This is a genomic window from uncultured Fibrella sp., from assembly GCF_964250085.1.
In the GTDB taxonomy this organism is placed as follows: domain Bacteria; phylum Bacteroidota; class Bacteroidia; order Cytophagales; family Spirosomataceae; genus Fibrella.
Map to the genome: position 1 here is coordinate 851,632 of NZ_CAXUEC010000002.1, position 15,909 is coordinate 867,540.

At 51.7% G+C, this 15,909-nt stretch carries 10 protein-coding genes; all 10 read right to left on the minus strand.

The genetic code is table 11. The features are described from left to right. Positions 1-26: 26 nt before the first annotated feature. The 10 genes from ACFE8Q_RS09050 to ACFE8Q_RS09095 all read right to left on the minus strand — a co-directional run bounded on the left by ACFE8Q_RS09050 (position 27) and on the right by ACFE8Q_RS09095 (position 15,645). Positions 27-1,322, minus strand: a complete 1,296-nt coding sequence (locus ACFE8Q_RS09050; RefSeq protein ID WP_375445044.1) for a cation:dicarboxylate symporter family transporter — start codon at positions 1,320-1,322, stop codon at positions 27-29. 3 nt (positions 1,323-1,325) lie between these two features. Then, positions 1,326-2,228 carry an AEC family transporter gene (locus ACFE8Q_RS09055; RefSeq protein ID WP_375445045.1) on the minus strand — a complete coding sequence of 301 codons (903 nt, stop codon included), beginning with the start codon at positions 2,226-2,228 and terminating at the stop codon, positions 1,326-1,328. Between the two features lie 131 nt (positions 2,229-2,359). Then, entirely contained in the window at positions 2,360-5,368 is a 3,009-nt protein-coding gene (locus ACFE8Q_RS09060; RefSeq protein WP_375445046.1) for a TonB-dependent receptor domain-containing protein, read from the minus strand. Between the two features lie 66 nt (positions 5,369-5,434). Further along, positions 5,435-6,532 (minus strand): FecR family protein, encoded by a 1,098-nt coding sequence (locus tag ACFE8Q_RS09065; RefSeq protein ID WP_375445047.1) that lies wholly within the window; start codon positions 6,530-6,532, stop codon positions 5,435-5,437. Between the two features lie 223 nt (positions 6,533-6,755). Continuing rightward, the gene (locus ACFE8Q_RS09070) at positions 6,756-7,328 is read right to left on the minus strand and encodes an RNA polymerase sigma factor (protein WP_375445048.1); all 573 of its coding nucleotides are present in this window, start codon (positions 7,326-7,328) and stop codon (positions 6,756-6,758) included. Positions 7,329-7,424: 96 nt separating this feature from the next. Further along, entirely contained in the window at positions 7,425-8,525 is a 1,101-nt protein-coding gene (locus ACFE8Q_RS09075; protein WP_375445049.1) for a hypothetical protein, read from the minus strand. Between the two features lie 24 nt (positions 8,526-8,549). Further along, a complete protein-coding gene (gene nth, locus ACFE8Q_RS09080; RefSeq protein WP_375445050.1) occupies positions 8,550-9,203 on the minus strand; it encodes an endonuclease III domain-containing protein in 654 nt (217 codons plus the stop codon). A gap of 105 nt (positions 9,204-9,308) precedes the next feature. Further along, a complete protein-coding gene (locus tag ACFE8Q_RS09085) occupies positions 9,309-10,499 on the minus strand; it encodes an OmpA family protein (RefSeq protein WP_375445051.1) in 1,191 nt (396 codons plus the stop codon). Between the two features lie 193 nt (positions 10,500-10,692). Further along, positions 10,693-12,381, minus strand: coding sequence for a hypothetical protein (locus ACFE8Q_RS09090; protein WP_375445052.1), 1,689 nt, complete (start codon positions 12,379-12,381; stop codon positions 10,693-10,695). Between the two features lie 18 nt (positions 12,382-12,399). Then, complete coding sequence (locus tag ACFE8Q_RS09095) at positions 12,400-15,645, minus strand: SusC/RagA family TonB-linked outer membrane protein (protein WP_375445053.1); 3,246 nt, start codon at positions 15,643-15,645, stop codon at positions 12,400-12,402. Positions 15,646-15,909: the final 264 nt, after the last annotated feature.

Consider the following 15,909-nt stretch of genomic DNA (forward strand, 5'->3'; position numbering starts at 1 on the left):
ATCGTCAAAATTACACCCTTCCCGCCTCAAAGCGCGATTTTTTCCGTCTTCTCTACCTGGCCAAAAGCTCGTTCCATCTGATTGCGATCAAACGCTTTTTCATGATTGGCCAGCCATACCGTTGCCACGCCATTACCAATGAAGTTGGTGATACTGCGGGCTTCCGACATAAACCGGTCAACGCCCAGCAGCAAAGCCAGTCCTTCAACCGGTATCACATTGATGGCCGTTAGAGTGCTGGCCAACACCACAAAACCACTGCCCGTAACCCCGGCAGCGCCTTTGGAGGTGACCATCAGAATACCCACAATCGTCAGCAACTGATTGATACTGAGATGCACGTTGAATACCTGCGCCAGAAAAATGGTCGCCATCGACAGGTAGATCGTGGTGCCATCCAGGTTGAATGAATAGCCAGCCGGCACCACCAGCCCCACCACCGACTTGGCACAGCCCATTCGTTCCAGCTTTTCCATCAGCGACGGCAACCCCGCTTCTGACGAGGACGTACCCAGCACGATCAGCAGTTCTTCGCGGATGTAGCGTAGAAAGCCCAGAATCGGCACCCGGCAGGTATACAGAATAGCCCCCAGCACGCCGAAAATAAACAGGGCCATGGTGGTATATACCGTAATCATCAGCTTGGCGAGGGGCAGCAACGTACCCAACCCATACTTGCCGATGGTGTAGGCCATGCCGCCAAATGCACCAATGGGAGCCAGTAGCATCACCTTATGAAGTCCCGCAAAAATCACTTTGGATACGCGATTCATGACGGCAACAATCCGGTCGCGGCCTTCATAGCGCGTGAGCACCATACCCGTGATGATAGCCGCCAACAGCACCTGTAATGTCACGTTATCCATGAAAAACGTCCACCAGCTAAACGCAGAAGCCCCTTTCGTGTATTTGGATATGTCGCCCCCCGCCAGCGCCGAGGTTACTACGCCATCGCCGGGGCGAATTACATTGGCAACAACTACCCCGATTAGCAGAGCCACGGTCGTGACCACTTCAAAATAAAGCAATGCTTTCGCTCCCACCTTTCCGACCTTCTTCAGATCACCCATGCTGACAATGCCGAGGGTAATAGTTAGGAAGATGATGGGGCTTATGAAGAGTTTGACCGTACTGATAAAGAGGCCGCTCAGAAATTCGCTGAACGTGGCACCAACGGTCAACTCCTGACCCATAAACCGCGTCTTCAACGGTGCATCCAGCAGCGGAAATAAGGCCAGATCGGGGCGAAAATGGCCGAGCACCACGCCCAGGCTAATGGCGGTAAGTACCCAGAAAGTCAGGTTGGTAACCAGTTTTTTCATTTGTTACAACAGGTTGTACAGTATATAAAGACCAATGAATGACAGCGGAATACCCAGCCCCACCAGTTGAGCGGCCAGTTGTGGATTTAACTTATACTGACTGGCCAGCACAGCAGCCGTGTTCATTGGGCCAATGGCCGAACCCAGCACGCACAAATCGGCGGCCCACCCTTTTTGTCCCAGTATCACTACAAATACCAGGTAAACCAAAGCCGGTGCAAGCAGCAATTTATAACCGAGACCGGTCAAAAGGGCTGTCCGTCCGGATTTTGGCAGGCTGAAACTAACTTGCAGGCCCACCGATAACAGGGCAATGACCGAGAAGGGCCTGCTCAGGCTACTCAATACGTCGCGCGTCAGCGGTGCGTGTTCGTAGCCTGCCCACCGCGCCAGCAAGGCAAGCAGAAAGGCCATAAACGGCGGAAACCGAAGCATATCGTGCAGCATCCGTTTCACCGATGGCTCTTCGGCAGCCAGCCAGGAAGCAATGGCTACTCCCGCCGTTACACAGACAACAAACGTACCTGCCTGACTCATCAGAATGGCCATTTCGAGCCCCTTACGCCCATAAAGCCATTCGAAAATGGGAAATCCGACAAATGAAATACTGCTGATTCCACCCGTCAGGAGCAGAGCGCCCAACGTACCCCGATCAAAGTTCATCCGACGCGCCAAACTGCCAAAGAAGACGCAGCCACCCATAAACACAAGCCAGGGTGCGGCGATTGGAAGCCACAGCCGGGAATCGATCTGCATGTCGACAACGTGCAGGAATGTCAGTACGGGCAGAAAAAAGCTGACGAGCAGTTTGTTCAGCACCAGCGGTGCATTCTCTGGCAACGCACGCATCCTGCGCAGGGCTACCCCAGCCAGGAGGCATACGATGAGCAGAATGAGGTTGGACACGCTTTACTGGGTGAAAGAGTAAATGAGTGAAAGAGTGAATGACCGGTGGCTGCCAGGCGATTTACAAAAGCTACCCTGTAAAGTACTTATTAAACAGTCACCCTTTCGCTCATTCACGCTTTCGCCCTTTATTAAAACGTCAGGGTGGCATTTATGTAATAAGAGGCTCCGTTGAAGCCAAACTGGCTTACGTTTCGGCTGTAAGGAATTTCGCCGTTCGAGTAAGCGGCCGTGGTTGCCAGTACTTTATCCGGGTAGATGTCAAAAATATTGTTGCCGCCCGCCGATATGGCCCAGCGTTTCGATGGATTGTACATCAACGACAGGTCGATCAGGTTTTTGCCGCCGAAGGTCTGGCTCTGATGCGGTTTGCCCGTGGGTTTTTCCCAGGCTGTAACCTCACCAAAATAAGACGACCGCACGTTTACACCCACTTTCCCATACGTGTACCCCACCGACAGCAGGATTTTTTGCCGGGGCTGCGCTGTTTCGATCAGGCCAATACTAACGGTGTCGATCAGCAAAATCGCTTTTGGCGTATCCTGTTGCAAGGCTGATGGCGTGGCTTTCGTGTCGACAATCCTGGTTTGGTTAATCGTAAAGGCGGCACTGGCCGTGAAGCGGCTGCGAGGAGTAAACGCGTGTTTGTAGCTGGTTACGAAATCGATCCCTTTGGTGCTGGTATTGATAAAATTGGTGAAGAAACGAATCTCGCTCAGGCCGGCAAAGCGCGTTTTCAGGGATGCAATGTCTTTCACGATCATTCGCTCGCTTTCCACAATCCGGTCGGTAATATCGATCTGGTACGCATCGAGGGTGATCAGGAAATCGTTACCCGCCTTAGCCGTCAGGCCCAGGTTATAGTTCCACGACGTTTCGGCTTTGGGCTGCTCAACGCCGATCTGCGCCAGCCGGACATCATTTGACGGAAGCTGCTTCGTCTGCACAATCACGCCCGACTGTACCGTAGAGGTTGTCTGACTGTTGAAGGTCTGTTGCAGCGACGGTGCCCGAAATCCTTTGTTTATGGAACCACGAAGCGAAACGCTTTCGCTCAGTTTGATACGGGCGGCCAGTTTCCCGGACACATTAGACCCAAAATCACTGTATTTCTCGTAACGAAGTACCCCAGCCACCAGCAGGCGATCACTAAGGTCGCTTTCAACGTCTACGTACAAGCCCAGGTTGCTGCGCGTGGCGTTGGTTTCATCTTCGGGGGCAATACCAGGCCTTCCACTTGAACCAGGCGCTTTGTTTTTCGTCTTTGCCAGCGGTCCCGTCGAATACGAGTCCGGGCTACCCTGACCCAGAATGAACTGATCGACCCGGTACTGACCACCAAATGCAAAGTTTAACGACTTTGTACCGAATAAACCGGTGTAGTTTTTCGACAGGTTAGCCTCGGTAGTGCTTTGGCCGAACGCATTGCGACCGACATAAAAATTAGTCGGCGAAGCGGCTCCCAATGATGGGTTTGTTGTGTTATTCGCCCACAAATCCAGGTAGTTATACCCGTAACCCGTACTAAAATCAAGGTTCCAGCCACCAACAACTTTGCGGCTTACCCCAACCACCGACGAATAGTCGACACTGGTGCCGGGCAGTTCAGGTACGTACCCATCCGGGAATAGTTCAGGGGTTGAGTTGGCGTTGGATGGCGTTGCATTTCGGAAGAAACCGTAGGCCAGAATGTCTTTGCGCGAGTACCCGCCGAAGCTATACAGCGACCATTGCTGATTAAGCGGAATACCCGCATTATAGAACCCCTGCACCGCTTTTGTCTGGTTGCTGCCATAGTAGCCAACAGTAAATGGCCCACTCACGGGGTACACGCCCCGTACCTTTCTGGTGCTGTCTTCCTTGCTTTTTGTTGCGTTATAGATATTCCCCAGATACGGATCGGTCCGGTTGGTTGCTCCGGTGTACTGATAATGCAGGGTCATGTTCAGGTAACTGTCGGGCTTGCCCAGCCGGAAACCGTAGTTTAAGGCCGCCATATAACCAGCGCCATCGCCTTTCGATGTCTGCCCGTACTGCGTCTTGAACGTACCTACGCCCACACTTTTGTTGAGGGCCAGATTGACAATACCCGCAATGGCATCGGAGCCATATTGCGCTGCCGCCCCATCGCGCAATACCTCAATGCGGTCGAGGGCCAATGACGGAATCGCGTTCAGGTCGGTCACGACAGTACCCAGGCCAACCGTCTGATTCAGGTTCAGGGCCGAAAACTGATGACGCCGTTTCCCGTCTACCAGCACCAGCACCTGATCGGGCGAGAGGCCGCGCAGCGTTGCCGGATCGGCATAGTTGGCAACGCCATTGACGCCCGTTTTGGCCGAGTTGAACGACGGTGAATTGAACTGAACCATCTGACCCAAATCTACCTGCCCTGTTTGCTGCAACTCCTTGGCACTCAGTACATCAACTGGCACCGGGCGTTCAACATCTGTCCGTGGCTTGCCCCGTGAACCGATGACCATGACCTCCTGCAACAAGCCATTCGCTTCGGCTAGCCGCACCGTCAGTTCAGTTTCTTCTGTTAACGTAACAGGCTGATTCACATAGCCAATGAATGAAAATACAAGCACATCGCCCGGATCTGCTTCAATGCGAAACCGGCCTTCAGCGTCGCTGGATGTACCGCGGGTCGTGCCTTTCACGGCAATGTTTACGCCCGGCAGGGCCTGTCCGTCGGCGGTGAGCACACGCCCTGAGTAGGGTTTTGTAAACTCGCTGGGTGTCGCGTTTTTTTCCAGCATCGACTGACCAGCCGGCGCATCGGCTCGCAGGACAATCTGACCACCTACCACCGAATACCGGATGGCGAGTGGCCCAAGCAGCCGATCAAGCACAACTGATAAGCGTTCGTTTTGCGCCGATACCGACACGCGCCGCTCGGCCTGAATGGCGGTTGGGCTATGCACAAACCGGGCATTTATCTGGCTTTCGAGCAAGGTAAGCACCCGGCTCAGTTGCGCGTTGTCGACCGACAGGCTTACCGTTTTGTTCAGAAAATCCTGGCCACGGGTAGGGTGAGCCAGCGCAACCGATAGGCTCAAAAAGCCAAGCAACAGTGGCAGGGCACTGCGCGTCAGGATTGACCGGCAGCGCGATGAGAAAAGGACAAATAGATTCATACAAAAACAGGTAAAGGTTTAGGAGATACAGGTTAGTAATGCAAAAATTCAGGTAGTTGGGACAGCTCATCGGGAACAACCACGCCCGCTGATGAGGATATGCGTTCCCCGAACATCGTAGCGGGCATTGATCGTGGTACAGATCAGATCAAGCTGTGTATAGAGGGACTGGCGAGACAGATCGCCCGAAAACGTACAGGAGGCCAGATCAATGTTGGCCAGATCAAGCTCAATTCCGTACAGTTTGGTGAGACGCTGGCAAACAAGTGTCAACGGTACATCACTGAATGTCAACGAGGTAACCGGATCAACCGTTGACTCAGATGCCAATTCGGGCTTGATAGGCACTGGCTGTGCAATTAGTCCGGTTTGCCAGTGCTCTTTATCCGTAATAGTCACCATCTGGTTCGGCGTGAGCACAACACCGCGCCCAACGTCGCCACGCTTGCCGCTCCCCGCCTGCCGGGTACGTTCATAAACCTGAACTTTACCCGTAACAACTTCGACATCAACCTGATTAGCCCGTCCGGCGGCATGTACCCAGAAACTGGTGCCCAACACCTGCGTTTCAACCTGATCGGTAACTACTCGGAATGGCCGATGTGGATTTTTTGCGATGGAAAAAAAAGCATCGCCTGCCAGATAGACCACCCGCTCACCAGTGGCCAGGGTAGTAGCCATCCGAAGCGTACTGTGTGGGGTCAGGTATACGGTACTTCCATCGGGTAAGCGAAGTGTGATGGGTTTATCGGTTGCGTTATGGCGCTCAGGCATCCCGGCCGAGGCGGTAGCTAAATCACCCTGAAAAGCCAATACGTCTGCCGACGAGTCATTCCGGGCTTGCCAACCGAACCAGCCAACGCCAGCAAGCAGCAACAGGGAAGCAGCCACCTGCCAGCTTCGGCGCTGAAACCAGGCGACTGACTGGCGACGAACGGGCAAGGGCAAAATGGGCGTTTCTACCTCATCGCCTTCCGGCACGGTCCTTTCCTCAATTTGTGCCCACATTCTGGCCTTTAGCCGCGCTTGTTCGGCAGGCGTAAACTGATAGGTAACATCTTCGTTGAGCGCATCATACCACGTATCGATCAGCCGCAGTTCAGCCTCGGTCGACTGTCCGTCGAGGTAACGGCGCAGTAGGTCTTTAAAGTCGGTTATGGTCATTGTCAGGTACATAGCTCGTCAGAAGGAGCCGTTACCAACAAGTCGTAGAAGACCAGCCTTCACCCTGAACAGTTTTATAAATTCTTTATTTTGTTTAATATTTTGTATCTACAGATAAATATGAAGCAAATATTCATGGTATAATTATAAATAGATTTATGGTGTTACTGACGCGTTTTGCTTCGCCAGGTAGGCCCTTCGACAAGCACAGCGTGTTTAGCTCTTATTCGTTGCGCAGGTACGTTCGCAGTTCGCGGAGGGCGTTTGAGAGGTGGTACTGCACGGTCTTTTCTGACAAATTGAGCCGAACCGCGATCTCCGGGATGGTCAGGCAATCGAACCGGCTTAACCGAAATACTTCCTGCGTTTTTTCGGGCAATGAACTCAGCCCCTGCTCTACCGACCGGGTCAGGTCCTGCATGGCGAGTTCATCCTCGGTTCGGCGGTCAATGTGGGTGGTGGTTGCTTCGATGTGAGCCACAAACCGCTCGTGCGTCGCTGTTGACCGGATGAGGTCGATTATGGCAAATTTAAGTGCCGCAAACAGGTAACGTCTGGCCTGATCGATTTGTAATGTTTCCCGGCGTTGCCAGAGCGATACAAACAGATCCTGAACCAGTTCCTCCGCCCCTTCTGCCGAGCCTGTTTTTCGGCTAGCCACCCGGTGTAACTCCTCCCAATACCGTTCATAGAGTTCCCCAAAAGCGAGCCGATTTCCCAACCGGATACCCTCGATCAGTTCGGGGTCGCTCCAGTCGGAAATGGGTATAAATTGAGGCGAATGGCCAGGATTCATCCCCAAAAGTACCCTATTTTTTCACGCTATAATGCTATGAATAGAAGTTATACTCAGTAACGAGATCATTAAAGCACGCAAAACCATGCACGCGTTTTATAGTCGGTATGTCTTTAGCCACGCTTTCAGATAGGCGGCATCATTGAGCGTTTTTAAGTCCGCTTTCAGGGCTTTAACGGCACCTTTCATCGACTTTATATCGGCATTGATAGCATAATCAAGGCCAATAGCGCTACTGAAACCGAATATGCCTCCGCCCGTCATCGATTCCATTTCGTTCTCGAGCTGCAACAGTTGCCCGTCGAGTTCATCCACCTGTTGCTTCAGGATTCTGTTGTAGTACTGCAACTGCATGTCGGCCAGTTTTTCCAGATGCGCCTGATCAATTCGTTCAAATTCGAGTTGCAGACGGAACAGAGCCATCAAATCGCTTTTCTCATACGCCGCCGTAACGCGCTGCATGATTGCTGTTTTGCGAAGCTTCTCGGTTTCGTCGGGCTCCCGGTCCGGGTGAAATGCTTTTACCAGGTCCATATACAGGGCCCGTACTGCTTTGGTTGTATTTTGTTCCTCGGCCTGCTTTTTAGCGTCGCGCAACTGCTGCTTCTCCGATTTGGGGCGACTTGCCTGCCGTTCGGCTGCTTCCTGCCGACGCTGCTGCTCGGCCTGGGTACGTTCCCGCAATTGCTCGTCGATGAATGTACGTACTGTTTCGGGCTCGCTCCAGTCAATTTCCGGGTCAAATTTGATTCCATACATCAACTCCGCCATCAGTTTCATCGACACAGCGCTCTGTTCTTCTGCTTCCGACATGGCGGCTTCGAAACCACCCTCATCGTAGCGGTCATGAATATCAAGTAACTCGTCGTACCCTTTCTGAATCAGTTCGTACGAAATACTGGTAATCAGTTGAGTTAACTTTTTCCGTTCAGCCTTCGTGAACTGATGACGCGTGTTCATCTGGTCGAAGAGTTTGACCATATCAACCCGCAGCCTGTCGAACTGTGTGTGGAGCGGAAGCAGATCGGCCTGTATTCGTTGTCTTCCCTTGTCGATGGCGATCTTCAGCTCGGCAATCAACTTTTCCTGGTCAGCAATACGCGTCGATAACCGATTGAATACTTTCTGATTTTTCGAAAGTGGCGCGGTCTTATCGGAGTTAATCCGAACGATCTGCTGCTGTGGCTGCTTGCTCATAATCACAAAGATAACGCGGCTATCTTACCGGTGCCGCTCTACACCCACCTGCGCGCAATAAGCCAATACGGGGCAGGTTGAGCAATGCGGCAACGTACCTGTGCAGATGTGCTTGCCAAAGGGCATGAGTAGCCGGTTGATGTTGATCCACTGTTCCACAGGCACTTTCTTTTCCAGCACGGCCAGCGTTTGTTCCGGTGTTTTTGTCTGCACATACCCCCAGCGGTTCGTAACGCGGTGTACGTGAATGTCTACGCTGATGGCTGCCTGCCCGGTCGCTACGCCCAGGGCCAGATTCGCGCACTTTGGCCCCACGCCTTTCAGCGATGTCAGTGTGTCGAAATCGGCGGGTAATGTACCGGCAAACTCGGTCATGATGCGCTGCGCAATGCCGATGATCGTGTACGCTTTCTGGTCTGGGTACGTTGTTCCGTACAACAGCGGAGTCAATTCCTCTGGCGACAACGCTGCCACGTCGGCGGGTGTACGGGCCACGTCGAACAGGCGCAGCGACACCGGAATGGTCGTCTCGTCGAGCGTGCGGATCGAGATAATGCAGGAGATCAGTTGCTCGAACAGGCTGTTGTACCCTCGTTCAAACAGATCGAACATGGCTGCTTTTGGGTACGTTGCTATCGCCGGTTCAATGGCAGCCAGTACAGTGTCGAGAGGGAACATAGGAGAAATTTACTGTTTTCTGTATACTATCTTCTGTTGCGCTGCTAGGTAACGACAACGTACCTGAGCAAAGCCACAGAAGACAGTATACAGAAAACGGTAAACTCACACTTTGGTTATCACCATCTCAACCCGGCGATTTTCGGGATGGGGTTTACCGGGCGTGCTGTTGATGGGGCGCGAGTGGCCATAACCTACCGCTTCTACCCGAGTGGCCTCAATTCCCTTGCTGGTCAGGTATTGCCGCACCGACTGCACCCGGTTGCGCGACAGTTCCAGGTTCTTATCAAAATCACCAATAATATCGGTATGCCCTTCCAGTTTGATGGTCATCGTTGGGTTCTGGCGCATCACCGTTACCAACCGGTCCAGCTCAGGAAACGACTCGGCCTGTAGCTCGTATTTCGACTGGGCGAAGTATATATTTTTCAACGTAATCTTCGCGCCGGCTACAATCGGCACCAGATCAAAATTGACCGTTTTCTCCGTGAGGTTGATACTGACGGTATCGCGTTGCCCAAAATACCCTTTGGCCGATACCGACACATCCCAGACAGTCAGGGCATCGCCGGGTATCTGGTAGGTTCCATCCTGCGGGTTAGTGCGAATCGAATCAGGGGCGGCATTGCCATACGATTCGGCACCAGACAGCAGCCGGTAGGTAAGCGTGGCCAGCACTGGTTTTCCCGTTTTGGCATCACGCACAATGCCCTTGATAGCCAACGTTGGGACGGGAGCAGCGGGAGTCTGCACCGGCTCAGGGTCTGGCTTGGGTGTCGGTTTGGCAGGGGTTGGGCGCGGAACCTGACGCGGAGCGGGTGGGGGCGTCTGGGTACGTTGCCGCTTCAACGGATTTGTAACATGCACGCCCCAGAAGTTAAAGCACGTAATACCATCCCGGCTCCGATCTGAACACTCAAAGAGGTCAAACGTTTGAATACCAGGATCAAGTCGTTCGAAGTATGCCACAAACTCTACCTGTTCACCTGCGTTTACGCTGCGGGTCCGCTGTCCAACCGGGATGTTTTCAGCCTTAATAAATTTAAACGACCGGGCCCCATCATTGGCATACAGCTTGGCAGTAGGGACAAACTGAATGTTGCTGCCTGACCGGGCGAAGCCCCGAAATCGCATGGAAATAATCGTGTACTGGGCCGTCAGATCAACTCGGCTGATGATCACGGCCGGGTCGTTCGCGTCATCGACGCGAGGTTGCGGCGTCGAATACTCAACCGCCTGGGCCTGAGCCAGTAGCGAGGCACAAACGCCGATAATGACAAGAAAACGCGTCAACATAGTGTTTTTAGAGCCTACGTGAATACCGTAGTCAAAACGTTAGAGTTGTCTCTGTAGTTTAGGTTTAATGCGTGAATGATGCCCTGTTTTACCTGAACGGTTCCGCCGGGTGTACTGGCACTTAGGTAACTTTGTGCTACTAAAAAAGCCCGGCCATCTGGCCGGGCTTTTTTAGTAGCACAAAGCAGTGTATCTAGAAATTCGGATTTTTCGTAGCTACTCCACCTGAGCTCCCGTTCAGCACCGCCTCATCGGCAGGTACGTCCCAATAATCCAGGAAGTTGTAATTGATGGTTACGTTTTTGTTGATAACGGTTCCCGCTGATGTGATCACGACATTACCGTAGCTTCCGCCTCCATTCGCAATGTCATAGATCCAGCCCCACCGCCGGGTGTCGTAATAGGCAAGGCCCCGGCTAAACAACGCCACTCTTCGTTCCTTGGTCAGTTCAGTAAGTGCGCCCGCCAGCGTTAGCTTCGTGCCAACAGTGGCCGGTACACCAGCTCCCTGATACGCACGAACGGCATCGACAAAGCCCAGTCCCGTTTCTATGTTCCCCACACGCATGTTGGCTTCGGCCAGCATCAGGGCGTTCTCTTCGTAACTACCAGCCATGTACACTTCATGCGCACCTACATCTCTCGATCCGTACACGTAAACGCCCGCCAGGCCATTACCATTCGGCACCATGCTGTAGCGTGTTGTAAACGAATAGTTGTTCTTATACATCGTCTTGGTATTGAAGTTGTTCGCGACCCGCTGATCGCCCGCGTTGAACGACTGCATGAATCGCTCGCTGATTTTAAACGTCGAACTGGTATTTACATTCGATGTCAACGCGGCAACTGTACCACCTGTGGGCGAGAAAGGGGAGTTTGAGGGTGTACTACGTTCGGTGAATACAGCGTCTCCTTTTTTAATACCGTTGGTAGCCAGCGTCAACACAGCGTTCCAGTCAGCGGCTGTCATCGCTGTCATCGATGACTTGGTGATTGTAGCAGCGGGGTTGCTTTTAACAAAAGGAGACAACTTGTTGACCAGAATGTTCCGGGCAAGCATGGTGTTGATGTTCCGTTTCCACATGTCGATGGTTGGCACTGTACCGTTACCAACCTGAACGAACGACGGGATGAGCTTACCCATTACAGCCTGATAATCAGTGGCGCTAGTTATTTTACCCAGCGTAGTAGCCGCCAGGTTGTAGTAATCGTTCGACTTGTTGATCATCACATCGTGCAGGACGTATCCCCCATCCGTCACGCCTGATTTGTCTGCGATAAGACCCGCGTAATACATCGACCCGATCGACGCATAGGCGTATCCTTTCCACCAGTAGGCCCAGGCCCGCAGGGTATTTGCGCGGCTGGCGGCGTCGCCACTGAACGTAATAGTACCCGTAATGTCCAGAATCTGGTTGCAGACGTTGTTCAGGGCGTACATGTTCAGCCATTGATAATAGAGCGGGTTGTTACCAGCCCCCGTAGCGGCCCGACTGTTGTAGGCCCGGATAATACCGATCTGAGGCGCCGGATTTGTCAGTTTCGAGCCATCGTCGAGGATCATATAGTCGGGCACGCCGATCGTTGTCACTTGGTTGTTCGACGCATCGGCCCCAACGTTATCGGCCATCAGTTCGCTATAGCCCCACGGTAACGAAAAGTAACTGTTACCCAGCCAGCCATCACCGTTCAAAAAACCGTTTACGTATACCCCGCCCTGGGCAAAGGCAATAAGGCCAGCCTCGTTGTTTACGTTGGCGGCAAGCGTTGGTGCGTTAGGATTACCCACGTCCAGTTGGTCTTTGCAAGACGACACTGATCCCATCAGGGTTGCCGTTATCAGCACAGAAGCAACTAATTTATTTGTCTGAATGAGTTTCATAGTCAAGGAAGTTAAAATTTAGAACCCAATATTGAGACCAACCTGATACGACTTGATGTTTGGCAGGGTACTATGGTCTACCCCTCTGTCGAACGACGAGTTTGACGAGCCCGAGCTAATTTCAGGATCATAGCCGGTGTACTTCGTGAAGGTTAAAATATTGCGTCCTGTAAAGACGATCTGGCACTTATTGAGGTAAGGAAGCCGAACAAACTTGGCGACATCGAAAGCGAGCGAGACGTTCCGAAGCCGTACAAACGAGGCATCTTCGACAAAGAAGTCTTTTGTAGCGTTGTTCCCGGCGCCGCGTGTGCTCCCCCACAGATTATAGTAAGCCCCCGACCAGTAAGCCGGGAAAGCCCCCGTTTTCCCATCAATGGTGACCTGCTTGCTGAAATCGCCGCTGATTCCATCGCGGTACATCCATTCTTTCGTCTGGTTATACAGGTGACTGCCATACACCCAGTCGAACTGGAAGTTCAGGGTCAGGTAATTTTTAAACGTCACCCCGTTAATGAACGACGCGTTGAAGACTGGGTTCGGATTCATGAGTGGGTACGTCTCATTGGTAAACTGGGGCTGATACGTAAGCTTGCTCACAACGCGCCCGTCTACGATGGTATAGTTGGCTTTGTCGGCTTCACTGATATACCGAACACCTGACTGGTTCACGTAGTCGAGACTAGTCAACGCTTTGTAGCCATAAACCTGACCGATTGGCTGACCAGGCGTTAACACCAGCGCGGTGCTACCAGCGCTTGACGTCAGGATGATATCGGCGCCGCCTGAGATAGCATCGATTTTAGAGATCTGATGACCGAAATTCGCTTTAAAATCCCACCGCAGGCCAGGCGTTTTGTACACCGGAATGTCTAACGAGAACTGCACTCCATTCGACGACATGTCGATGGCATTGGTGAGCTGGCCCGTGGAGCCGATCGATGGTGGCACGCTTACCGTATAAATCACGTTGGCGCTCGAGCGTTTCCAGTAGGTAAATGAGCCTGAGATTGAGTTGATCCAGGTCCGGTTTGAGTTTCCACCAATAGTAAAGTCCGTACCGATTTCCAGTTCTTTCGATACTTCTACCTGCAGGTTGGGGTTATTGGTTGTCGTTGGAATAGTATACACCAGGCCAGATCCCAGGTTTCGCTGGCTCAAGACAGGGTACCGGTCAAACGCACCGGGCTGAATACCCGCTTCCCCGTAGGCTGCCCTTAACTTGAAGTAGGTCAATGTGTTGGCTATGCTGCTGTTTTTAGCAAACGACAGCGGAGCAATATGAGCGTCGAAGTGCGGGAACGTGAATGGAGTCGATCCGGCACCGAAGGCTGACGAGTAGTCTGTTCTGAAACCAGCCGTGATGCCACCATAATCGCCATACTCGATTTTCTGATTGACCAGATAGCCGTACGTAATAAATGGGGTTACGTTGTCATAAGCAACCGATTGGGTCGACGTAGCTCCAACATTATACGGAGGTGCAGTACCCAGGCCAACGCCATATGTGTCGTATTCGGTCGATTTATTTTTCCGATAATCGAACGAAATCTGCGTGCTGGTTTGAATAGGCAGCTTCGAGTTGAAATCGCTGGCGAAGTCGGTCCGAATAAAGGCGGTCCCCAAAAAGTTCTGGAATGTATTGGTATACTGGTAGTTGTCAATTTCACCCAGGTTGTCTGGTGCGTAATTGCTGGCATATGACCCGTAATAATTGGAGCTGATGTTGTCTGACTGGTTATAGTACGTCTGTCTTGCCGTTTCGGTCCGGTAGTTGATCCCGTACTTTGCATTCAGGTCGACAAACTTGTTGATCTTGTAATCAGCCTCAAAATTCTGCACCACGTCGATCTTATTATTAACGGCGTCGGTATAGGCAGCCTGATAAAAGGGATTACCAGCGTTGATACTCAGGAAATCAGCAGTGGGGTAAACTGGGTACGTCCCATCAGCCAGTTTACGAGTCAGATCAAAGAAAGGCGATGTGTTTAAGAAGCCATATACAGAGCCCACATTCCCATTTCCCGTTCCGAAAGCAGAGCCTAAACCTGGCTTCAGCGTATTCTTCGTATAAATCAACTGGGTATTTGACCGAAGCGTAAACCCTTTGAAGAGTTCCGTTCCGAGATTGGCCGAGAAGTTACTGCGATCAATAAACCCATTGACGCTGGTCAGGATAGGCGACGTTGTGTGATTATTAGCAACGGCAATGTTGAAATCGCTCTTATCAGATGCACCCGAAATGCTAATATTATTGTTGGTGGTAACACCCGTCTGGAACACTTGCTTGAAGTGGTCGTAATACTTCAGGTTGCCGCTGTATGGCGTATTGGCATCATTCCGAATATCCTGAATGGCATAGCGTGTTGCGCCGCCATACCTGTATGAAATACCCGTGATAGCCCCTTCATCTGTATACTGAAGGATATTACCCTTGGCATCAACGATGTTATTGCTGGCATCAGTCAGGTACGGATGCAACTCGGCTTTGTGTACATTTCCTGTGTTCAGGAACTCGTTGGCCGAGTAACTGGTCGAAAAGTTAATGGCCGTACGTCCTTTCTTCCCTTTTTTGGTAAATACCTGGATAACGCCATTCGCACCCTGCGCCCCATAAATAGAGGCCGAAGCAGCGCCCTGTACCACTTCAACACGGTCTACATTGCTGAGGTCGAGCGAGTTGATGTCGGTAGATGCAATCTGCACACCATCGACCATAATCAGTGGTTTTGTGCCGCCCTGTACGCTGTTGATGCCCCGGAGCAGAATGTTTACCGGATCGCCGGGGTTCCCACTGACCGATGAAATCTGGGCACCCGGTATTTTACCGATCAACGCCTGGTCAATTGAGGCTGTTGGCGTCTGCGGCAAATCTTTGCTTGACACGCTTTCTACCGCAATACCCAGTTTAGCTTTGCTTGTTGCTACCCCGCTCCCCGTCACCACTACTTCGGTCAGTTGGCGGGTATCGCTTCCAAGTGCCACATTGACCATAGTTTGATTGCCAACGGCCACTTCTTTGGTTTCAGAACCAACGAAGCTATAGATAAGTGTGGCTCCCTTACTGGGCAGAGCAATCGTATACATACCATTGGCATCTGTTGATGTGCCCCGCGTTGTCCCCTTGATAATCACCGACACACCAGGTATAGCTGCGTTATCATCGGCGGACGTGACTTTACCGGTCACTGTTCTGTCCTGGGCCAACCCGACGGTCCAGGTAGAGCAAACCAATAGTAAGCTCATAAGTAGTAATTGCCTCATACGTATTGATCGTTAGATTAAGTGTAAATACTATACTTGTCAAGTCAACAAAGCTACATATTCACGACCGAGTAGTCAATAGGTACATTGAAAGGTTTGCCAATTTATATTTCACTTATTTGTCTCTTTGTAAAATATAATTTTTAAATTATATCGATTATTAAAATAATTATTACTGTTCTATTTGTCGATCATATACGTGTTGGCCAGTATAAAAACTTAATGTGCATTTAATTTCTTGTAGTATTGAAATTTGTCCTAAGC